General features: G+C 65.5%; 12 protein-coding genes and 1 pseudogene. 10 read left to right on the forward strand and 3 right to left on the reverse strand.

The window, feature by feature from the left end; translation table 11 throughout:
• The first annotated feature begins 29 nt into the window (after nt 1-29).
• The 6 genes from BLT03_RS09155 (at nt 30) to BLT03_RS24805 (ending at nt 7,592) form a co-directional block, all read left to right on the forward strand.
• Nucleotides 30-800 carry an RNA polymerase sigma factor gene (locus BLT03_RS09155; protein ID WP_092742629.1) on the forward strand — a complete coding sequence of 257 codons (771 nt, stop codon included), beginning with the start codon at nt 30-32 and terminating at the stop codon, nt 798-800.
• Nucleotides 797-1,393 carry a hypothetical protein gene (locus BLT03_RS09160; protein WP_092742630.1) on the forward strand — a complete coding sequence of 199 codons (597 nt, stop codon included), beginning with the start codon at nt 797-799 and terminating at the stop codon, nt 1,391-1,393. Before BLT03_RS09155 ends, BLT03_RS09160 begins: the two co-directional genes overlap by 4 nt.
• Before the next feature lie 2 nt (nt 1,394-1,395).
• Nucleotides 1,396-4,821: an ATP-dependent helicase gene (locus BLT03_RS09165; protein ID WP_092742632.1), complete on the forward strand. Its 3,426-nt coding sequence runs from the start codon at nt 1,396-1,398 to the stop codon at nt 4,819-4,821.
• A gap of 92 nt (nt 4,822-4,913) precedes the next feature.
• Entirely contained in the window at nt 4,914-5,843 is a 930-nt protein-coding gene (locus tag BLT03_RS09170) for a multiubiquitin domain-containing protein (RefSeq protein ID WP_092742633.1), read from the forward strand.
• The gene (locus BLT03_RS09175; protein WP_092742635.1) at nt 5,843-7,249 is read left to right on the forward strand and encodes a ThiF family adenylyltransferase; all 1,407 of its coding nucleotides are present in this window, start codon (nt 5,843-5,845) and stop codon (nt 7,247-7,249) included. Before BLT03_RS09170 ends, BLT03_RS09175 begins: the two co-directional genes overlap by 1 nt.
• A 25-nt stretch (nt 7,250-7,274) precedes the next feature.
• Complete coding sequence (locus tag BLT03_RS24805) at nt 7,275-7,592, forward strand: ubiquitination-like system serine protease family protein (protein ID WP_245711317.1); 318 nt, start codon at nt 7,275-7,277, stop codon at nt 7,590-7,592.
• Between the two features lie 258 nt (nt 7,593-7,850).
• Here the strand turns inward: BLT03_RS24805 and sfnG are convergent.
• The 3 genes and pseudogenes from sfnG to glnE form a co-directional block, all read right to left on the reverse strand.
• Nucleotides 7,851-8,840, reverse strand: a pseudogene (gene sfnG, locus BLT03_RS09185) (dimethylsulfone monooxygenase SfnG); the annotation flags it as partial.
• A 79-nt stretch (nt 8,841-8,919) separates the two neighbouring features.
• Nucleotides 8,920-9,519, reverse strand: coding sequence for an FMN reductase (msuE, locus tag BLT03_RS09190; protein WP_092742636.1), 600 nt, complete (start codon nt 9,517-9,519; stop codon nt 8,920-8,922).
• A 368-nt stretch (nt 9,520-9,887) separates the two neighbouring features.
• Nucleotides 9,888-12,716 carry a bifunctional [glutamate--ammonia ligase]-adenylyl-L-tyrosine phosphorylase/[glutamate--ammonia-ligase] adenylyltransferase gene (gene glnE / locus BLT03_RS09195; protein WP_092742637.1) on the reverse strand — a complete coding sequence of 943 codons (2,829 nt, stop codon included), beginning with the start codon at nt 12,714-12,716 and terminating at the stop codon, nt 9,888-9,890.
• 102 nt (nt 12,717-12,818) lie between these two features.
• Here glnE and BLT03_RS09200 point away from each other — a divergent pair, with 102 nt between their 5' ends.
• Genes BLT03_RS09200 through BLT03_RS09215 form a run of 4 tightly spaced genes read left to right on the forward strand, consistent with a single transcriptional unit; the run spans nt 12,819 to nt 20,546 of the window.
• Complete coding sequence (locus BLT03_RS09200; RefSeq protein WP_092742638.1) at nt 12,819-17,072, forward strand: YhdP family protein; 4,254 nt, start codon at nt 12,819-12,821, stop codon at nt 17,070-17,072.
• On the forward strand, nt 17,069-17,884 hold the full coding sequence (locus BLT03_RS09205) for a carbon-nitrogen hydrolase family protein (RefSeq protein ID WP_092742639.1): 816 nt from the start codon (nt 17,069-17,071) through the stop codon (nt 17,882-17,884). The genes BLT03_RS09200 and BLT03_RS09205 overlap by 4 nt, the downstream gene beginning before the upstream one ends.
• The gene (locus tag BLT03_RS09210; RefSeq protein ID WP_434802341.1) at nt 17,881-19,917 is read left to right on the forward strand and encodes a two-component system sensor histidine kinase NtrB; all 2,037 of its coding nucleotides are present in this window, start codon (nt 17,881-17,883) and stop codon (nt 19,915-19,917) included. The genes BLT03_RS09205 and BLT03_RS09210 overlap by 4 nt, the downstream gene beginning before the upstream one ends.
• A complete protein-coding gene (locus BLT03_RS09215; RefSeq protein ID WP_092742641.1) occupies nt 19,917-20,546 on the forward strand; it encodes a response regulator transcription factor in 630 nt (209 codons plus the stop codon). Before BLT03_RS09210 ends, BLT03_RS09215 begins: the two co-directional genes overlap by 1 nt.
• Nucleotides 20,547-20,587: the final 41 nt, after the last annotated feature.

Raw genomic sequence — 20,587 nt, forward strand, 5'->3', positions numbered from 1 at the left:
CCACCAAAGAAGAATACGGGAGTCAAGGAATGCCGGCAGCACTTAAACGCAAGGACAAAGACGGCAAGCCCTACGAGCGGCCACCGGAGATCGAGGCTTGCATCGAGAAGCTTGACGCGCTCGACGCAGGGACTCGGCTTTCGCGGTTCGACGGGGCGTCAAGAAAGCACCCGCAGTATGTGCCCACAGAAGTCGTGTTTCACTTTCTGCGGCGGGCCTGGGTCGATGGAGATCAGGGACAGTTCGAGAAAACCTTTCGTATCCTGTTGAAGCGGCTTGATCAATCGCTGTACTCAGCGATTCCCGATGCGCGCATGGACGGTGCAGCAGACATTCGCGATGAGATTCGCAGCCGTTTCGTCGTCCTGCTCACCAATGACTGCAACACACACCCCGGTTTGCTCGACTTCTACGAGATCCGCTTTGACAAGGCAATGGTTGCGCTTCGAACTACTGTACTGCGCAAGATTGGCCCCGCCACTCGCAAGATCAAGACGGTTCCGTTAGGTAGCAAAGATGATGAAGGTCCTGAGATTTCCGCAGAAGTCGAAGCGGCACTCGAAAAGTTTCTGAGCGGCGATCCAAAAAAAATTGACGATCCTGCTTTCCGGTTGGTGTTATTCGCTGCGATTGACCATCTACCCCAGGATCAGTATCAGGTCGTTGGTCTCTTTCTGCAGGGAATCCCAATCATGACAATTGCAAGCATGCTGAAATGTGACGAACGAACGGTTTGCAACAGGAAGACCCGGGCCTGCAAAGCGCTCAAGGCCATCCTTGAAAAGGAAGCCGAACTATGAACACCGAAAATTCCAGACTCGACGAAGAAGAGGTTCTCCACGCGTTTTCCGTTGAGCCCCGGCATGACTGCGCCACCCTGGAGCATTACTTGAACCAGTACCCGGAACATTCGCTAGCCCTCGTGGATTGCTCCATTGAAATGATGATGGATGCTTCCCATTCCAGCGACGAGGTTCAGGTTTCGTCAGATCAGGTTGTTGATCAGGCTTGGCGGCAATTCCAGGCAGCAATGGGGTCGGTACAAGGCACTGCTGCTATCGCCAACCCCTTTGCGCAGTTGCAACCCACAGCGTTCAAGTCAATAGCCAAGAGATTGGACGTCAGCAATTTGTTCTTGATTCGCGTGCGTGAACGAGCAATCGATGCTGCCACCTTTCCCCGACGCTTTGTTCGGCAACTCGCTGCCGAACTTGGCGCGACCGCTGATGCTGTTTCGGCTTATCTGCGTAGCCCGCCCACCATGGCGTCCAGCCTGAGTTTTCGATCCAACGTGAAGCCCGAGGTGGCCGCCCAGATACCGTTCGATCAAGCGGTCGAGACGTCCCAGCTGACACCTAGCCAAAAGGAAGCTCTGCAGGCATTGCGAGACTGATCATGGATGCAACCGAGGCCGCACGGCGCGAGGCAGAACGCATCCACCAGGCTGCGGTCGCGGACGGTGTTGATCCATGGAACCTGCTCGAACTCGTCAACCGCGAAGCGGCTCGGCGAGATCTCGATGTGTATGCGTTGGCGACTGGTGACTCGGCACTGAAAGGCGGTCGGGCAGTGCTCGACCGTGAAGCCGAGTGCATCCTGTATGAAGACATCGGTTCGGCATTCGACCGCGCTTTTTTGATAGCGCACGAGCTGGGACATTTCGTCTTGGAGGGCGATGCTCAGAACGTGGTGACAGGTGAAGTCGAACCCGGCCGTTCGGCCGAAGATGCACCGGTCGGCGTGGAAAGCGTGCTCGACTACGGCGCCAGGGAACGCAGAGAGGTCCGGATGGATCTATTTGCGCGCGAGCTCTTGCTGCCGCGTTCAATGGTGCGGCACCACCACATCGACTGCGGTTGCTCCTCCGCCGATGTCGCCACACGCCTCGAAGCACCCTTGCATGTGGTCCAGCAGCAACTGCTGGATTCGCTGCTCTTGCCGAACGAGCCGCCTGCCGTCGTGGAGCCTACCGCAGCAGCTGTCGTGCCCACCCCTGACCCTACCCAGATGGAGGCGGCCAACCATCGCAACACAGCATTTCAGTTACAGGCAGGTCCGGGAACGGGCAAGACCCGCACACTGGTGCAGCGCATCGAGAGTCTTCTGGCTGAGGGCGTGGATCCGATCTCCATCCTTGTTCTCACGTTCTCCAACAAGGCGGCGAACGAGTTATGCGAGCGGCTCGCCGCCCGCAATCCGCGGGCTGCCGCAGCGATGTGGATCGGTACGTTTCATGCATTCGGCCTGGATATCGTGCGCCGTTTTCATGACAAGCTCGGACTTCCCGCCAACCCCCGTCTCATTGATCGATCCGAAGGCATCGAACTGCTGGAGGACGAGCTGCCGCGGCTATCGCTGCGCCACTTCCGGAACTTGTGGGATCCGGCGCTTGATCTCAGTGACATGCTCAGTGCGATTTCACGCGCCAAGGACGAAGTGGTCGATGCCGCCGGCTACCGGGCATTGGCCCTAGCCATGGCACAGAGTTGCGGTCCGGATGCCGAGGCGATGAAGAGCGCCGAGAAGTGCATGGAAGTTGCCTTGGTCTACGAGACTTACGAGCGCCTGATGGCGGCGAGGCAACTGATCGACTTCGGCGATCTGGTTGCCCAACCTGTGCGACTGGTAGAAACCGATGCCGAGGTGAGAAATGCTTTGCGCGCGCGGCACAACCATGTGCTGGTGGACGAATACCAGGACGTCAACTGCTCGTCTGTGCGCCTTCTCAAAGCCATTGTTGGTGACGGGCGAAACCTTTGGGTGGTAGGAGACGCGCGGCAATCCATCTACCGGTTTCGCGGCGCATCGGCCACCAACATGGCTCAATTCAACTTGGATTTTCCCGGAGCGCAAATCGCCCAACTCGGCGTCAACTATCGTTCTCGACAAGAGGTCATCAATGCCTTTACTGCCTTCTCCGGCACCATGAAAGCATCGACTGGGCCCGTGCCATTGCATCTGAATGCAAGCCGCGGGGCTTCGGGCACCAAGCCAGAGTTCAAGGTTGTGCGCTCAACCGATGACGAAATCTCAACGGTAGCTGCCACGATCAAGTACCAACAGGAAAGCGGCACTGCATTCCGTCATCAAGCGCTTCTTTGCGCATCCAATGCCCGCCTGAGCGAAATTGCCGAGGGCCTCGAAGCCAGAGGCATCCCTGTGCTTCACCTTGGCAGTCTGTTTGAGAGACCGGAGATCAAGGATCTTCTCGCCATGCTCTCGATGCTGAGCGACCCCTATGCCGTTGGACTGGTGCGCGTGTCCACGATGTCGACGTACGAACTGCCGCTGCAGGATGTGGTGCAGATCATCGAATGCCTGCGCGAAAGCAAAGTGGCGCCTCTCGAGTGGCGCCTGAATAAAAACTGGCCACCGGAATTTGCGGAAGCCAGCAAGACGGCACTAGCCCGGGCCGCCATGCTTTTCGATGGGGTGAGTCCGACGGGCAACCCTTGGAGCATCTTGACCACATGGGTGATAGATCGGCTCGGCCTCGCCAAGTCGCTGTATCTGGCAGGCGATGCACGAAGCAGGATGAAGGGCTTGGCACTTTGGCAGTTCCTCAACTTCTGCCGTCAGCAACCCTCCGGCACCGGCTCACCTTGCGTGCGCCTCCTTGATCGCATTCGCCGACTCGTCCTACTTTCGGAAGATCGTGGGTTGCGCCATTTTCCAGGTGTTGCCGACGGCATCGATGCCGTCCGCCTGATGACGATCCATGCCAGCAAGGGGCTCGAGTTCCACACAGTACATATTCCTGGCATGGTGACCTCGGGCTTGCCGCGCAACAACATGGCACCGCGCTGCGTGCCACCCGACGGGCTCATTCATGGCTCCGACGAAATGACCGGACTGGAAGCGGTGAAGGCCGGGCACGATGAAGAGGAAGAATGCCTGTTCTTCGTCGCCCTCTCCCGTGCGCGCGATCGATTGTTCCTCTACGCGTCGTCAGTTCAGTCGGATGGCAGAACGCGCAACCCTTCCAAGTTCATGCCCTCCATCCTGCATCACCTGATCCAACTACCGGTTCCGGCTCAGCGCCATGCAGGACTGCGAGCATCGTCAGCCCTGCAGATTGTTTGGGAGCAGAAGCCGGCCTGGACCGACAGTCAAGTCAACCTGTTCGAACGATGTCCACGCCGGTTTCTCTATACCCACGTCATGAAACTTGGAGGCCGCCGCACGGAGACGGCCTTCATGAAGATGCACAACGTTGTTTCGAACGTGTTCGATTGGCTCAAGACCGTGCATGCAATGACGATGCCGGCCGAAGCCGAACTCGGCGTACGCTTCGACCAGGCATGGCAATCAAAGGGACCGGTCGATCATGGCTATGCGGAAGACTACCGCCGCATCGCTCGGCGGCTTGTGGATGTTGTAGTTGAGACCCGCAGTCTCGGCGTACCGGCTCCCGCGACTCCCATCTCGCTCGGCTGGGCGGAAGGCGAAATACTTGTCCGACCGGATAGTGTCGCCCGTGGCGACAACGGGCAAATCGTCGTTCGGCGCGTCAAGACCGGGAAGCCCAGATCCAATGCCTTCGATGACATCGAGTACACCTTGCTCCACCTCGCGACCACGCAGGCGTATGGCGGATCGGCCCAGGTCGAAGTGACCTACCTGACCAGCGAGACAACGCAACCGATGGAGATCACCGAGCGCAAACTCAAGACGCGTAGCGAGAAGGCCCAGGATTTCGTCAGGCGTGTCCGCGCTGGCGACTTCCCTCTAAAGGAAGAGGCGCGCACTTGCCCGAGGTGCCCCAGCTTCTTTATCTGCGGTGACCTCCCGGCTGGCGCGATCACTATAAAAAAAGTTTGATTCAGCTTTCCGGTCCGGATTTCGGCCGCGATTGACTTAGTGGAGGCCAAGAAAACTGCAATCCCGCAGATGGCCGACAGAAAGTCAATCAAATGCAAACGCAAAATCCTGGCGATGACAGCCGCATCCCGCTCGAAGACATCGGTGCCGCCATCCGCGAAGGCCGTGGCCTTCGTCTGGCACACCTTTACCGTATCGTGGTGGCCGATGAACAGCTCAACGAGCGCAACCTGGATCTGAGTGATCCGGTCCCCACCGGCCGCCAGATCCTGCAGGCTGCTGGAGTTCGCCCGGTGGCTGACTACAGCATCTACGCGATCCTGCCATCCGGCGAATTTGAAGATCTGCGTCTCGACGAGACTTACGACTTGCGTGAGCTCGGCGCGGAGCGTTTCGTCATCTTCCAGACGGACCGCGCATTCAAGTTCACGATCGACAATCGCCAAATGGAATGGGGTAAGCCCTCGATCAGCGGCAAGATCTTGAAGGTGTTGGCTGGCGTCCCTACCGACACCTATGACGTCTACCTCGAAGTCCGCGGCGGCGGCCAGGATGTTCTCATTCGCGACGCCGACTTGCTCGACCTCAGCAAGCCGGGCATCGAGCGCTTCATCACGCTGATCCGTGACACGACGGAAGGACTCGCGGCGCTGCCGGAGGCCGATCAGCGCTATCTGGACAGCCACGGCTTCGCCGTGGAAGTGGTCGGTGACGGCTCGCACACGGGTGTTGTGTTGAAGCAGATGCAACTGCCGCAAGGCAAGTTCAACCACCCTGCGGCCGACGTGTTGGTGATCCTCCCTCCCGGCTATCCCGACGTGGCACCGGATATGTTCTTCTGCGACCCCTGGTTGACGCTGGTGTCTGCTGATCGCTACCCGACATGTGCGGATCAGCCGCACGCCTTCATGGGCCGCAACTGGCAACGCTGGTCTCGCCACAACACCAGCTGGCGGCCGGGTGTCGATGGCCTGCACACGATGATCAAGCGCATCGAGCACGCACTAGCGGAGGCCAAGTGATGTCGGCCGCAGCGCTGGACATCATCTTGCTTGAATCCCATGAAGCGGCGCTGCGCGCGCTGCTTCACCGGGAAAACGGCACTGAGGCAGCCGCCTATGTGCTGTTCGGCAAGGCCGAGATCGCAGCAGACCCGTGGTCCAAGCAGCCACGCCTCCGCCTGATCTCGCACGAGGTGGTGCCGATCACGTCAGACGAAATGGTTTCGTCCTCCTCGACGCATGTGACGTGGTCGACGCAGGGATTCATGCGGCTGCTGGGCTTGGCGCAGCATCGCAACCTCGTTCCTGGGCTGGTTCACACACATCCTGGGGCCAAGGCGTTCTTCTCCGACCAGGACGACCGCAACGAAGCTGAGCTGGCGCGCACCACCTTCAACAAGGGCACACAGGGGCTTGCTAGCATGGTCTTCGGCCAGGACGACGCCATCGTGGGGCGCCTGTGGACATCGGCTAAGGCATCCACGCAAGCCTCATCGATCTCCATTGTCGGAAGCCAGATCAAGATCTGGCGTGAGGATGCTGGGCATGAAGACACGGCGTTTTTGACTCGACAGGCAGCACTGTTCGGCAAAGGATTTAATCCGATCGTGCGGGCGCTACGCGTCGGCGTAGTCGGTTGCGGTGGTACGGGCAGTGCCGTGGTTTCGCTGCTGACTCGGCTGGGGGTCGGTCACTTGGCGTTGATGGACAACGACACGATCGACACGACCAACCTCAATCGTGTCCACGGTTCACGCGCTGCAGACGTACCTGCCAAGCTGGCCAAAGTGGACATCCTCGCACGCGAAATCGAGGCGTGCGGCTTGGGCAACCATGTAGTCACCCGGCGCGCGTGGGTGGGCGATCCATCGCTGCGCGACGTTCTGCGGTCTTGCGACGTGCTTTTCGGTTGTACCGATGACAACCAGGGCCGTCTGACCCTGAATCGGCTTGCCCACTACTACGGGATTCCCGTGATCGACGTCGGATTGCGCATGCGGTCGGCCAAAAGCGGGGTGGACTATGACATGACGGGCCGCGTCACGACGATCCGACCAAGCAACCCTTGCCTGATGTGTCTTGGCGTCATCAGCGCCCAGCGTGCTGCAGCAGAAGGTCTGCAGCGCAATGATCCCGCAGAGTTTGAACGGCGCAAGGCTGAAGCGTATGTGGAGGGCGGCGGCGACCCAGCCCCAGCAGTGGTCACGTTCACCACCAGCATTGCTTGCGCAGCGGTGGATGAGCTGGTCCAGGGTTTGACCGGTTTTCGCGGCCCAGGCGGCATGGCGCACAACCGCATTCGCCGATTCGACCGTGTGGAGGATCGCTCCACGACGTGCCGACCAGTTCCAACCTGCCCTGTTTGTGGAACCGAGGCCACCTGGGGCCGTGGTGACGTGAACCCCTTTCTCGGCGTGATCGAGTGACTATATGACGCGTTTTTTTGCATTGATGCTGCGCCGCCTCGGTCTCCTGGACTTCAACTTTCTCGTGAAGCGAGTGGCTCGACATCCGGGTAAGGCCGAGATTCCGGCAGGTGAGTTATGGCTGGTTGTGGACGGCGGGATCAAAAAATGGGCATGTTTGAGTTGCCCAGGCGGGTGCGGTGTGCAGATATCGCTGTCATTGAACCCCGAACGTCGCCCACGCTGGGAGGTTGATCAAGACTTTTGGCAGCGACCTACGATTTCACCGTCCATTCATCAGCAGAAAATGTGCCGATGCCATTTTTGGATCCGGAGTGGATTGGTTGAGTGGTGCAAGACTTAAGTTGAATTGCAAGATGCAGCCTTGCACGCAGCTGAGGCTGGTTTCTGAACGAAGCAGCCGATCGACCCAGCGGGTACCGAACGGCAGGTTTCGGCGGCTGCCGCCTCTCGGCCGTGAAAAGTGTCGGCAAGCAGCCTGAAGCCGCCACCCCGGAGGTCGGTTTTGCAGCGATTGCCGCCGCTGACACGGGAACGGCATGCGCACGGTCTAAGCCGATTCGCGGTCATTGACATCTCTGTCGCTCGCGTGGCGCGAGCGACCCACTGCCTTCAGCGCGACGATGCGCTCGGCGATCTGACGCGGGGTACCGATCAGGTTGGTGCGAAAGCCATCGTTGTATTGCACCAGGTCCTCGAAGGTGGACTTCGCCCAGTTGCCTTCGCCCTCGGGCGAGGCCTTACCCGCCTGCCGGGCGGCGTCGCCGAAGGCATGCACGGCTTCCACGTGCGCGTGGGCGATGATGTCCTGCAGCACCGCGCGGGCCTCTTCCTCGGTGTCGCGCGCGATGACGAAGGCGTTGAGACCGATGCGCACGTGGTGGCCGTTGGCAGCCGCCTTGGTGCGGATGTCATCGATCTGCGCCTTCACGCCTTCGGGGGTGTTGCCGTTGGTGAAGTACCAGTCCGACACGCGAGACGCCATGTCCCGCGCGGCCCGCGAGCTGCCGCCCTGGAAAATTTCCGGATGGGGGTTTTGCGCGGGCTTGGGGCTCAGCGTGTAGTCGTTGAAGCGGTAGAAATCGCCCTTGAAGGTGAAATGGTCCTGCGTCCAGATACCCTTGAGCGCGCGGATGAATTCTTCGGACCGCCGATAGCGCTCGTCATGCTCCAGCCACGGCTCGCCGATGGCCTGGAACTCGCCCTTGAACCATCCGCTCACCACGTTGATGCCGATGCGGCCCGCGGAAATGTGGTCGATGGTGGCGATCTGCTTGGCCACCACCGCCGGGCTCCACGGGCCGGGCAGGATGGCTGCGAGCACCTTCAGCGTCGTCGTGGCATGCAGCAGCGCCTGGCTGAACGACACCGATTCGTGCTGGTATTCGGCGCCGTAGCCGGCCGTGAACCGGATCTGCGTCAGCGCGTATTCGAAGCCGGCTTTCTCCGCCGCCTGTGCCAGCCGCTGGTTGTAGTCCAGGCTCCAGTCGGTGCGCTGGGCGATGGTGCTCACCACCAGCCCGCCGCTGACGTTGGGCACCCAGTAGGCGAACTTGACGGGGTTGGCGGATGGGATCGTGGCTTGGCTCATGGCGATGCTCCGTAAGCGGTGACGGTGGCGGTGACGAAGTACGTGGAGGCGGCAGGCAGGCAGGCCGTCGCGCGCCGGCTCAGGCGGCCTGCGCCAGGCGCAGCGCAGCGGCTGCTGCCGCCACGGCGGGCGATGCGTCGGTTTCCAGCCCGACCAGCGGCGCGGCGCGGCGTGCCGCCAGCGCGATACGCTCTTGCAGGGCGCCGCTGGCAATGGCATAGCCCTGAAAGTCTTGCTCCGACGCGTATACGCCCAGCGGCAGCGTGCGCGCCTGGAAGAAGCTGAACAGCGGGCGCAGCTGGTGGTCGATCACCAGTGCGTGCCGGTCGCTGCCCCCGGTGGCGGCGAGCAGCACGGGCACGTCGATGAGCGCCTCGTGGTGCACGAAGTCGAACAGGTGCTTGAACAGGCCCGTGTACGAGCCCCGGTACACCGGGCTGGCCACGATCAGCAGGTCTGCCGATTCGATGGCGGCCAGTTGCTCCTCCACCGCCGCGGGCAACTGGCTGCGGTACAGCGCACCGCCGATCTGCGGGGCGAGAGGGCCCAGTTCGATGGTGCGGGCTTCGATGGGCAGCACTTCGCTCAGCGCGGCGATCAGTTCTTCCACCAGCACCAGCGTGCGCGAGGGGCGCTGCACGTTGCCGGAAACCGCTACCACTTTGTATTGACGCGTCATGAGGTTCAACCTTTCCTTCGGTGCCCGGCGCGACCATCGCGGCGGGTGATGAAAGTGGATTGAAGACCTTGCGGCGCGTTGGCGCTGCAAATGAATCGGCGCATGCTTATGCGCAATTCGTGCGTAGCGGCAAGTAGTTGATTCCAAAGGAGAAATGGCGAACACCGCAGCCCTCGGCGGTATGGCGGGCCGTTGCGCAAGCGCCCGCGTCGGCGCAGCGCTGGCAGGCATGCGCTGCCCACCTGGCTGCTGTTCGCCGATCGCGCCTGCGCTGTTGCCTAGGTAATTGCTATTGTTTTGATAGCTGTCACCGCATGATTTCCTAGGGCGGGAGGCCTAAATGCCTGGAAATACCGCCAGGGGCCTGGTCAGGCCGCGAACACCGCCTGCCACAGCGCCAGCACGGCAGCGCGCTCGGTCTGCAAGGTTTCGGGGGCGACGCGCGTGGGCTGCTCGTTCAGGCGCGCACGGTGCTGCACCTGGCGCAGCGTGCGGTACGCCGTGGCGGCAGCGGTGCCCACGCCGTCGGGCAGAAAGCCCGCGGCCTCGGCGCGCTGCAGCAGGGTGATGTTGCCCCGGTTCTCGCGCAGGCTGGGATGGGTGGCGGACTGCGACAGCACCAGGTACTGCAGGGCGAATTCGACATCCACCATGCCGCCCACGCTGTGCTTCACGTCGAACTGCCCGGCAGGCACCGGGTGGGCCGCGCGCACGCGGTTGCGCATGGTGACGATTTCTTCGCGCAGCGCGGCGGGATCGCGCGGCGCGGTGATGACGGCCTCGCGCACGGCGTCGAAGCGGGCGCGCAGTTGGCGGCCGCTGCCGGTCAGCGATTCGGGGCTGCTGCCTTCGGGCACCGGGGGCAGCGCGCCGGGCGGTGCCAGGTCTTCGGTGCCCAGCAGGAAGCGAGCACGGGTCATAGCCTGGTGTTCCCAGGTCCAGGCGGTGTTGCTGCCGCGGCGTTCCTGGTAGTTGGCGTACGCGGTGAAGCTGGTCACCAGCAGGCCGGAACTGCCGTTGGGCCGCAGGGCCGTGTCGATCTCGAACAGATCGCCCTCGGCCGTCTTCACGGTGAGCCAGTTGATCAGCTTGCGCACGAAGGCCGAATACACCTCGGGTGCGCGCTCGTCGTCGTCGTCGAACACGAAGACGATGTCCAGGTCGCTGCCGTAGCCCAGCTCTTTGCCGCCCAGCTTGCCGTAGCCGATGATCGCGAACTGCGGCACGTCGCGGTGGCGGTTCTTCAGGCGGCTCCAGCACCACTGCGCCGTCACGCGCAGCACGCTGTCGGCCAGGGCCGAGAGGTCGTCGGCGACCTGTTCGACGGTGATGCGCCGCTCCACGTCGCGCGCCAGGGTGCGGAAGGTGTCGGCGTGGTGGGCGCGGCGCAGCAGGTTCAGCAGGGTTTCGTCGTCGTCTTCGCCGGTGGACTGCAGCGAGGCGATGCGCAGGGCCAACTCGCGTTCGAAGTCTTCGGGCACGAAGCGCTCGGACAGCAGGGCGTCGCCGGCCAGCTCGTCGATCACGCCCGGGTGCTGCAGCATGTAGCGCGCAGGCCATTGCGCGGCGCCCAGCAGGTGCAGCAGGTGTTCATGCACCGAAGGCCGTTCCAGCAGCAGCGCCAGGTAGATGTCGCGCCGCAGCAGCGATTCGAGCCAGCCGATCAGGCGCACCACGGCGTCTTCGTTCACCTGGCCGTCGGCCAGCCAGCGCGCCGTGCGCTGCACCAGCCGCAGCAGCCGGTCGCGCGATTCGTCGCTCAGGCCCTGCACGCGCGGGTGGGTGCGCCATTCGGACACGCGGGCCCGCACGTTGGGGGGCAGCTGTTCCAGCACGGTTTCCAGCTCGGGCGCGGCGGGCGCGCCGGCGCGCGGGCCGCCACAGCCGCCGCTGCCGCATTGCTTCTTGCCGGCACCGCCCAGCAGCGTGTCGAACTCTTGCGCCACCAGTTCGCGGTGCGCGTCCAGCTGGTGCAAGAAGGCGCAGCAGCCCAGGCCCAGGGTTTCGGCGATCCAGGCCAGATCGTCGTCGCGCGTGGGCAGCACGTGGGTCTGCTGGTCGTCCAGGTACTGGATGCGGTGCTCCACCTGGCGCAGGAAGGTGTACGCCTCGGCCAGCGCGTCGGCCGTTTCCTGAGGCATGAGGCCGGCGCGGGCGAGCCGCTGCAGCGCCTCCAGCGTGGGCCGGCAGCGCAGTTCGGGGAACTGCCCGCCGCGCACCACCTGCAGCAATTGCACGATGAATTCGATCTCGCGGATGCCGCCGCGCGACAGCTTGACGTCGTTGGCGCGCTCGGGGTGGCCGGCGCTGCGCTTGGCGGCGTGGTCGCGGATCTGCCGGTGCAGCGAGCGCAGCGCGTCGAACACGCTGTAGTCCAGGTAGCGGCGGAACACGAAGGGCAGCACCACTCCGCGCAGCGCCTGCACCTGCTCGCCGATGACATGGTCGCGCGGTGCGACCACGCGGCTCTTGAGCCAGGCGAAGCGCTCCCATTCGCGGCCGTGCAGCTGCAGGTATTCCTCCAGCGCCGCGAGCGACACGGCTGCCGGGCCGGAGTTGCCGTTGGGCCGCAGCGCCAGATCGACCCGGAAGACGAAGCCGTGCTCGGTGGTGTCGCCCACCAGGCTGTAGATGGCCTTGACGGCGTGGCCGAAATATTCGTGGTTGGAGATGCGCCCGCGCCCCTCCGCGTTGCCGGCGGTTTCGCCGTCGTGCTCGTAGACGTAGATGAGGTCGATGTCGCTGGAGACGTTCAGCTCGCGGGCGCCCAGCTTGCCCATGCCGACGATCCACAGCTCCACCGGCTGGCCGTCGGGCCCGCGGGGGGCGCCATGGCGGGCATCGAGCACTTCGCGGGCCTGCACGCAGGCCTGATCCAGGGCCAGCTCGGCCAGTTCGGTGGTGGCCCGGGTGATGTCGGACAGCGGCGCGCCCTGTTCGCAATCGAGGCGCATCAGCCGCTCCATGACCACCTGCCGCAGGATGCGCAGGGCCGCGCCGGTGTCGTGCCCGCGGGCGCGCAGGGCGGCCAGCGCTTCGGCCATGGTGGCCCGCGTGGGGGCGCCGGGCGGCAGCACCGAAAACTCGTCGGCGTAGCGCCGCTGGAGCCTCTGGTGAAAGCGCGAATGGGACGCCAGCGGGCCGCCTGTTGCGGCGCCGGGGGCGATCTCTGGAACGTCAGTGCAAGTCAGCGGCATAGCAATGGCCCTGGGCCCGGAAACCGTACATAACGACACCGTTTGGTGCTGAACCCGCACAGCGGGCGCGGGTCATAATTCCTGTCACATCCAAGCCCACCAATGATTGAACAGCCACCGCACCCCTCACGCCTGCTCCGATGCCTGGCAGGTCTTGCGCGGTGGTCACTGGGCTTGCTCATCGCCTTCTGGCTATTGGTGGCCGTCGCCTGGGGGGTGCTCCACGGCTGGATTGTGCCGCGTATCGGCGACTTCCGTCCGCAATTGGAAACCCATGCCACACGCGCGCTGGGGGTACCGGTGCGCATCGGCGCGCTGTCGGCACGGTCCGACGGGCTGGTGCCCACGTTCGAGCTGAACGACGTCGCCCTGCTAGACCCCGAAGGCCGTGTGGCCTTGAAGCTGCCGCGCGTCGTCGGGTCGCTGTCCCCGCGCTCACTGCTGCGCAGGGGATTCGAGCAGCTTTATATCGAGCGCCCCGAACTGGACGTGCGCCGGCTGGCGGACGGCCGCATCTTCATCGCGGGGCTGGCGTTTCGCCAGACCGAAGGGGGCGACAGCGCCGGTGCCGACTGGCTGTTTTCGCAAAGCGAAGTCGTGCTGCGCGGCGGCATGGTGCGCCTGACCGACGAGCAGAGCACGGCCCCCCCTCTGGCACTGGAGCAGGTCGACCTGCTGCTGCGCAACCGGGGCTGGGGCCACAACCTGCGCATCAAGGCCACGCCGCCTGCGCAGTGGGGCGACCGGTTCAAGCTCACGGGGCAGTTCCGCCAGCCGTTCCTGACGACGCACGACGGCTCGTGGCAGCAATGGACGGGGCAGCTCTTCGCCGATTTTTCGCGCGTGGACGTCTCCCGGCTGCGCCACCATGTGCACATCGATGGCGTGCAGGTGGCCGAGGGGCGCGGCGCACTGCGCGCGTGGATCGACTTCCAGCGCGGGCAATTCGTTGGCGGCACGGCCGACCTGGCCCTGGCCGACGTGAATGCCCAGCTGGGCGCCAAGCTGGAGCCGCTGGCGCTGCAGTCGGTGTCCGGCCGCGTGGGCGGGCGGCGCCTGTCCGACGGGTTCGAGTTTTCCACCGAGGGCCTGCAGTTCACCACGCAGGACGCGCTCCGCTGGCCCGGCGGCAACCTCACGGTGCGGCACACCGGGCGCAACAGCAGCCGCGAGCAGGGCGAACTGCGGGCCGACCGGCTCGATCTGGCCGCGCTCGCCCAGATCGCCAGCCGGCTGCCGCTGGAGCCGGCCTTGCATGCGGCACTGGCCGACTACGCGCCGCGCGGGCTGGTGGGCGAGCTCAAGGCCAGCTGGCGCGGCCCCCTCGACCACATGCAGCAATACCAGGCGCGTGGCAAGGTGACCGGGCTCGCCTTGGCCGACCAGCCGCGGCCCGAGGGTGCGGCCTCCGGCGTGCCCGGCCTGCGCGGGGCGGATGTAGAGTTCGACGTGTCGCAGGCAGGCGGCAAGGCCTCGCTGGCCATGGCGAACGGCGCCCTGGTGCTGCCCAAAGTATTTGAAGAAGGCACCGTGCCGATGGACCGCCTTGCCGCCAAAGTGCGATGGCAGATCGAAGGCCAGCGCATCGCGGTGCAGGCGGACGACCTGCAATTCGCCAATGCCGACGCGCAGGGCGAAGCGAAGCTGGCCTGGCACACCACCGATGCCGAGCGCTCCGGCGCCCGGTCGCGCTTTCCCGGGGTGCTCGACCTGTCCGGCGCGCTGCAGCGCGCGGACGGCACGCGCGTGCACCGCTACCTGCCGCTGTCCATTCCGCCAGACACGCGCCACTACGTGCGCGATGCCGTCACGGCCGGTACCGCCAGCAACGTGCAGTTCCGCGTCAAAGGCGATCTGCACGACATTCCTTTCAATGCGCCCGGGCAGGGCGAGTTCCACATCGCTGCGCGCGTGAAGGACGTGACCTATGCCTACGTGCCGCCGCGCCTGCAGCACGCCAACGAAGCGCCGTGGCCCGCGCTGACCGAACTCGCCGGGGAGCTCATCTTCGACCGCTCCTCCATGGCCGTGAAGGGCGCGAGCGGCAGCTTTGCCGGCACGCCCAAACTGCGCGTGAACAAGGTGGAGGCGCGCATTCCCGATCTGGCTCACTCGGTCGTCGCCGTCAACGCCGATGCGCGCGGGCCGCTGGCCGACATGCTGTCGTTCGTCACGACCTCGCCGCTGTCGCACATCACCGGCAACGCGCTGGACAAGACCACGGCCAACGGCGATGCCGACCTGCAACTGGCCCTGTCGCTGCCCATCAGCCACATCGACCAGTCGAAGGTGCAGGGGCGCGTGACACTGGCCGGCAATGACGTGCGCATCGCGCCCGATGCGCCGGCCATCGCCCGCGCCCGCGGTGCCGTGCAGTTCACCGACACCGGCTTCACCCTGGCGGGTGTCCAGGGGCGCGCGCTGGGCGGCGACCTGCGGCTGGAGGGCGGCATGCGGGCGCTGCCGGCCGGGGCGCTGCCGGTCGAATCCGCCGTGCAGGTGCGTGCGCAGGGCGTGGCCACGGCCGAAGGCCTGCGCCAGGCCACGCAATGGCCCGGGCTGGCGCAGCTGGCGCAGCGCGCCACCGGCAGCACGCCTTACGCGCTGGCGCTGGGCGTGCGCCGGGGCACGCCGGAAGTGCAGGTCACCACCACCTTGCAGGGCATGGCCTTTGACCTGCCGGCCCCGCTGGGCAAGACGGCCGAGGCCATGCTGCCCATCCGGTTCGAAACACAGCTCACCCGCGAATCGCTGGTGGCGGGCGCGCCCCTGCACGAGCAGCTGGCGCTGGACCTGGGCACGCTCGGCTCGGTGACCTATGTGCGCGATATTTCTTCCGCCACCCAGCCGCGCGTGCTGCGCGGCGCGATCGCGCTGGGCTTGGCGCCCGGCGAGGCCGCGCCCCTGCCTGAACGCGGCGTGGTGGCCAACGTGCAGATCGGCGAGTTGGATGCCGACGCCTGGCACGCGGTGCTGCATGGCGGCGGGCCCTCGCCAGCAAAGGCATCAGCGGCCGCGCCGTCCGCAGAGGCGGCATCGGCCACCGCTGCCGTGGCGGCCGCTCCAGCCAGCAGCGCGCCCGGGAGCAATGTGGCGCCTAACGGCGCAGTTGGTGCCGTGGCCAGCGGTGCGGGCGCCCCTGCGGAGTCTTCGCCCATGCAGGAGTACCTGCCCACGCAGTTGGCCGTGCGGGCCCGCCAGGTGGACTTCCAGGGCCGCTCGCTGCACAGCGTGGTGATGGGCGGCTCGCGCGACGGCAATACCTGGCGCGCCAACGTGGATGCGCAGGAATTGAATGGCTACGTCGAATTTCGCCAGGGCGCGGGCATCGGGGCCGACGGCAGTGCGGGCCGCGTGTTCGCGCGCCTGTCGCGCCTGGCGGTTCCGCAGAGCGATGCCAAGGAGGTGGACGCACTGCTGGCCGAAGAGCCGGCGGCCGGGGCCGGCACGTTGCCGTCGCTGGACATCGTCGTGGACGATTTCGAGCTGCGCGGGCGCCGCCTGGGCCGCATCGAGATCGAGGCGCAAAACCGGGGCGGCGATGGCGCACCGCGCGAATGGCGGCTGGCCAAGTTCAACATCGTCGCGCCCGAGGCCACGCTCACGGCCAACGGCAACTGGGCGCTGCTGGGCAGCGAGTCGGGCGCCGATGCCCGCCGCCGCACGGTGATGAACTTCAAGCTCGACATTCGCGACTCGGGCGATCTGCTGGCGCGCTTCGGCATGGCGGACGTGGTGCGGCGCGGCAAGGGCCGCATGGAAGGGCAGGTGGCGTGGATGGGGCCGCCGCTCACGCCGGACTACCGCACCATGTCGGGCCAGATGAACGTGAACGTCGAATCGGGTCAGTTCCTCAAGGCCGACCCGGGCCTGGCGAAGCTGCTGGGCGTGCTCAGCCTGCAGTCGCTGCCGCGCCGCTTGACGCTCGATTTCCGCGACGTGTTCAGCGAGGGCTTTGCCTTCGATTTCGTGCGCGGCGACGTGCGCATGGAGCAGGGTGTGGCCAACACCAACAACCTGCAGATGAAGGGGGTGAACGCCGCTGTGCTCATGGAAGGCAGCGCCGACCTCGACCGCGAAACGCAGGATCTGCACGTGGTGGTGGTGCCCGAGATCAACGCCATGACCGCCTCGCTCGTCGCCACGGCCATCAACCCCGTGGTGGGCCTGGGCAGCTTTCTGGCGCAGGTGTTCCTGCGCGGCCCGCTCATCCAGGCGGCGACGCAGGAGTTCCGCATCGATGGCACCTGGACCGACCCGCGCATCGAGCGCGTCCCCCGGCGCAAGCTGGGCAGCGCCGGCGTGAACACCGCCAAGCCACCGGACCCCGAGCCGCCCAACGGAGACAAATCATGAAAGCCGCCGCATTGCAAATGGTGTCGGGCCTGCACGTGCCCGCCAATCTGGAGCAGGCCCGCCACCTGTTGGAGCAGGCCGCCGCCGAGGGCGCCGAACTCGCCGTGCTGCCCGAATATTTTTGCGCCATGGGCGCACGCGACACCGACAAGCTCGCGCTGCGCGAGCCTTACGGACAGGGCACCGTCCAACGCTTTCTGGCCCAGGCGGCCAAAGACCTGGGGCTGTGGGTGGTGGGCGGCACGCTGCCGCTGCAGTGCGAGTCGGAGCACCAGGTGCGCAATACCTCGCTGGTGTTTTCGCCGCAGGGCGAATGCGTGGCCCGCTACGACAAGATTCATCTCTTTCGCTTCGACAACGGGCGAGAGCGCTTCGATGAAGCCGCCGTCATCGAAGCCGGCAGCACGCCGGCACGGTTCGACATGACCGCACGCGACGGCACACGGTGGCGGGTGGGGCTGTCGGTGTGCTACGACCTGCGCTTTCCCGAGCTGTATCGCCAGCACGCGCGCGCCGGGGCCGATCTGCTGCTGGTGCCCAGCGCCTTCACGCACACCACGGGCGAGGCGCATTGGGAACTGCTGCTGCGCGCCCGCGCGGTGGAAAACCTCGCCTACGTGCTGGCCCCCGCGCAGGGCGGCGTGCACGAAAACGGCCGTCGCACCTGGGGACACAGCATGGTGGTCGATCCGTGGGGCGTGGTGCAGTCGCAGCTGCCCGAAGGCGCGGGCGTGGCCATGGGCCAGCTCGACGCGGCCCGGCTGCAGCAGGTGCGCCAACAGCTGCCGGCACTCGATCACTGCGTTTTGTGAGCGACGGCACGCCGTTCCTGTGGCCGTGGCACCGCTGGCGCAGCGCGTGGAAGCGCTGGTCGCTGTGGGCCCTGCTCGTGCTGCTGGTGGCCGGCATGCTGGTCACCCAGGTCTGGCTGGCGGGCCGCTACGAAGCGAGCGAAGTGCAGAACCGGCTGGATCGCGACGCGGCCGATGCCGTGGCCGACATTCGCCAGGGCTTCGCCCACAACCTGCAGAACCTGCAGGCGCTGCACGGGGGCACGCCGGATCTGGCGAGCTGGGAATCGCGCGCCGCCGCGCTGCTGAGCGTGCGCCGCGAGCTGGTGCGCCTGGAGTGGCGCAGCCCGTCGCTGGAGGTGCGCGCCCATGTCGAAACCCCATACCGCCCGGTGCAGTGGGACGCGGAAATGCGCAGCGGCATGCATTCCAACATCGCGCTGGCCTGCGGCAATGCGCGCCGTGTGGCGGGGCCGTCGTATTCCGCCAGCTACTTTCAGCCGCAGGGCGACGGCCGCGGTTCCGAGATGATGGAGCTGTGCCTGCCGCTCATCCAGGACGGCCGCAACGAAGGCTTCGTGGTCGCCACCTATTCGCTGCACAACGTGCTGATCGATCTGGTCGTGCCCAGTCTCAAGCGCGGGCAGGAGGTGTCCTTCACCGAGGCCGACGGCACCCGACTGGCGATGGTTGGGGCCAGCCGGCGCGGCACGCGCCTGTTCAGCTCGCAGCAGTTGTTCGACCTGCCGGGCGCCACGCTGGTCCTGCGCATGGACAGCTGGCACAGCGCGCCCAGCGTGTTCCCCAACGTGCTCACCGCGCTGGTGACGGCCATGTCGATCGCGCTCGTCACCGTGCTGATCGTGCTCGTGCGCGACAACCGCCGCCGGCTGCGCGCGGAGCGCGACCTGGGCGATGCGCTGGCCTTTCGCAAAGCGATGGAAGATTCTCTGGTGACCGGGCTGCGCGCTCGCGACCTGCAAGGGCGCATCACCTACGTGAACCCCGCTTTTTGCGAAATGGTGGGCTTCACCGCGCAGGAGCTGCTGGGCCAGAGCGCGCCCGTGCCTTATTGGCCGCCTGAGTTCGCCGACGAATACCGCCAGCGCCAGGCGATCCGCCTGTCCAGCCTGCACCCGCCGCCGCGCGAAGGGTACGAATCCACCTTCATGCGCAAGGACGGCGTGCGGTTTCCGGTGCTGATCTTCGAGGCGCCGCTCATCAACGCGCAGGGCCTGCACACCGGGTGGATGAGCGCGTTCCTGGACGTGAGCGAGCAGCGCCGCGTCGAGGAGATGTCGCGCGCCTCGCAGGAGCGCCTGCAGGCCACCGCGCGGCTGGCCACCGTGGGCGAGATGGCGTCGCTGCTGAGCCATGAACTGAACCAGCCGCTGGCCGCCATCGCAAGCTATGCCTCGGGTTCGCTCAATCTGCTCCCCACGGACGGCGGACCGCCCCACGAGCCCTTGCATGACGTGCACGTGGCGCTGCAGCGCATCGCGCAGCAGGCCGAGCGCGCGGGCCGCGTGATCCGCAGCGTGCACGACTTCGTGCGGCGGCGCGACCAGTCGCGTGAAGTGGTGTCCGCGCATGACCTGCTGGATGCGGTGATGCCGCTCATCCGCCTGCAGGCCCGCAAGCTGGAAGTCTTCGTGAAAATCTCGGTGGATGCCGACCTGCCGCCCGTGCTGTGCGACCGCACCATGGTCGAGCAGGTGCTCTTGAACCTGGCGCGCAATTCCATGCAGGCCATGGACGACCCCGCCACGCCGCAGCGCATTCTGGAGTTGCGCGTGCGCCGTGCCGCATCGAACGCCCAGAGCGCCTGGCTGGAGTTCATGGTGATCGATCGGGGCTGCGGCATCGCGCAGGACGTGGGCGAAAAACTCTTCACGCCCTTCTTCACCACCCGGCCCGAAGGCATGGGCCTGGGGCTGAGCCTGTGCCGCACCGTGGTCGAGCAGCACGGGGGCTTTCTGGGCCATGCACCCAACGAGCCGCGTGGTACGGTATTCACTTTCACCCTGCCTGCCAGCGCGGACAGCCACCCCTGATGGAACCCGTCTCCAACGCCACCATATACATCGTCGATGACGACTCGGGCGTGCGCGAAGCGCTCGCCTGGCTGCTGCGATCGCGCCGGCTGCCCAGTGAGTCCTTCGACAGTGCCGAAGCCTTCGAAGCCATGCTGGACGAGCGTCCACCACCGCGCCAGCCCTGCTGCCTGCTGCTGGACGTGCGCATGCCCGGCATGAGCGGCCTCGCCCTGTTCGACCGGCTCGCCGAGCGCCGCCTGATCGAGGCGATGCCTGTGATCTTTCTCACGGGCCATGCCGACGTGCCCACGGCGGTCGCCACCGTCAAGCGCGGGGCCTTCGATTTTTGCGAGAAGCCGTTTTCCGACAACCTGCTCGTGGACCGCATCGAGCAGGCTCTGGCGCAATCCGCCCAGTACATGGAACAGGTGCGCCAGCACAGCGACCTGCAGGTTCGGCTGTCGGAGCTGACCGATCGCGAGCGCGACGTGATGCGCCTGGTGGTCGAGGGGCTGCCCAACAAGCTCATCGCCGATCAGCTGGACATCAGCGTGCGCACCGTCGAGGTCCACCGCGCGCGCGTGTTCGACAAAATGCAGGTCAAATCCGCCGTGGAACTGGCCAACCTGCTGCGCGCTGCGCTGTAAAAAGCCACAGGGCGCAGAAGCGCCCTGTGGCTTTTTGCCTT

This window comes from Paracidovorax valerianellae (assembly GCF_900102625.1).
In the GTDB taxonomy this organism is placed as follows: domain Bacteria; phylum Pseudomonadota; class Gammaproteobacteria; order Burkholderiales; family Burkholderiaceae_C; genus Paracidovorax; species Paracidovorax valerianellae.

What these genes read in the sequence shown, in the direction of transcription:
- BLT03_RS09155 (WP_092742629.1), top strand. Translation starts at nt 30, where the DNA reads ATGCCGGCAGCACTTAAACGCAAGGACAAAGACGGCAAGCCCTACGAG.
- BLT03_RS09160 (WP_092742630.1), top strand. Translation starts at nt 797, where the DNA reads ATGAACACCGAAAATTCCAGACTCGACGAAGAAGAGGTTCTCCACGCG.
- BLT03_RS09165 (WP_092742632.1), top strand. Translation starts at nt 1,396, where the DNA reads ATGGATGCAACCGAGGCCGCACGGCGCGAGGCAGAACGCATCCACCAG.
- BLT03_RS09170 (WP_092742633.1), top strand. Translation starts at nt 4,914, where the DNA reads ATGCAAACGCAAAATCCTGGCGATGACAGCCGCATCCCGCTCGAAGAC.
- BLT03_RS09175 (WP_092742635.1), top strand. Translation starts at nt 5,843, where the DNA reads ATGTCGGCCGCAGCGCTGGACATCATCTTGCTTGAATCCCATGAAGCG.
- BLT03_RS24805 (WP_245711317.1), top strand. Translation starts at nt 7,275, where the DNA reads ATGCTGCGCCGCCTCGGTCTCCTGGACTTCAACTTTCTCGTGAAGCGA.
- msuE (WP_092742636.1), bottom strand. Translation starts at nt 9,519, where the DNA reads ATGACGCGTCAATACAAAGTGGTAGCGGTTTCCGGCAACGTGCAGCGC.
- glnE (WP_092742637.1), bottom strand. Translation starts at nt 12,716, where the DNA reads ATGCCGCTGACTTGCACTGACGTTCCAGAGATCGCCCCCGGCGCCGCA.
- BLT03_RS09200 (WP_092742638.1), top strand. Translation starts at nt 12,819, where the DNA reads ATGATTGAACAGCCACCGCACCCCTCACGCCTGCTCCGATGCCTGGCA.
- BLT03_RS09205 (WP_092742639.1), top strand. Translation starts at nt 17,069, where the DNA reads ATGAAAGCCGCCGCATTGCAAATGGTGTCGGGCCTGCACGTGCCCGCC.
- BLT03_RS09215 (WP_092742641.1), top strand. Translation starts at nt 19,917, where the DNA reads ATGGAACCCGTCTCCAACGCCACCATATACATCGTCGATGACGACTCG.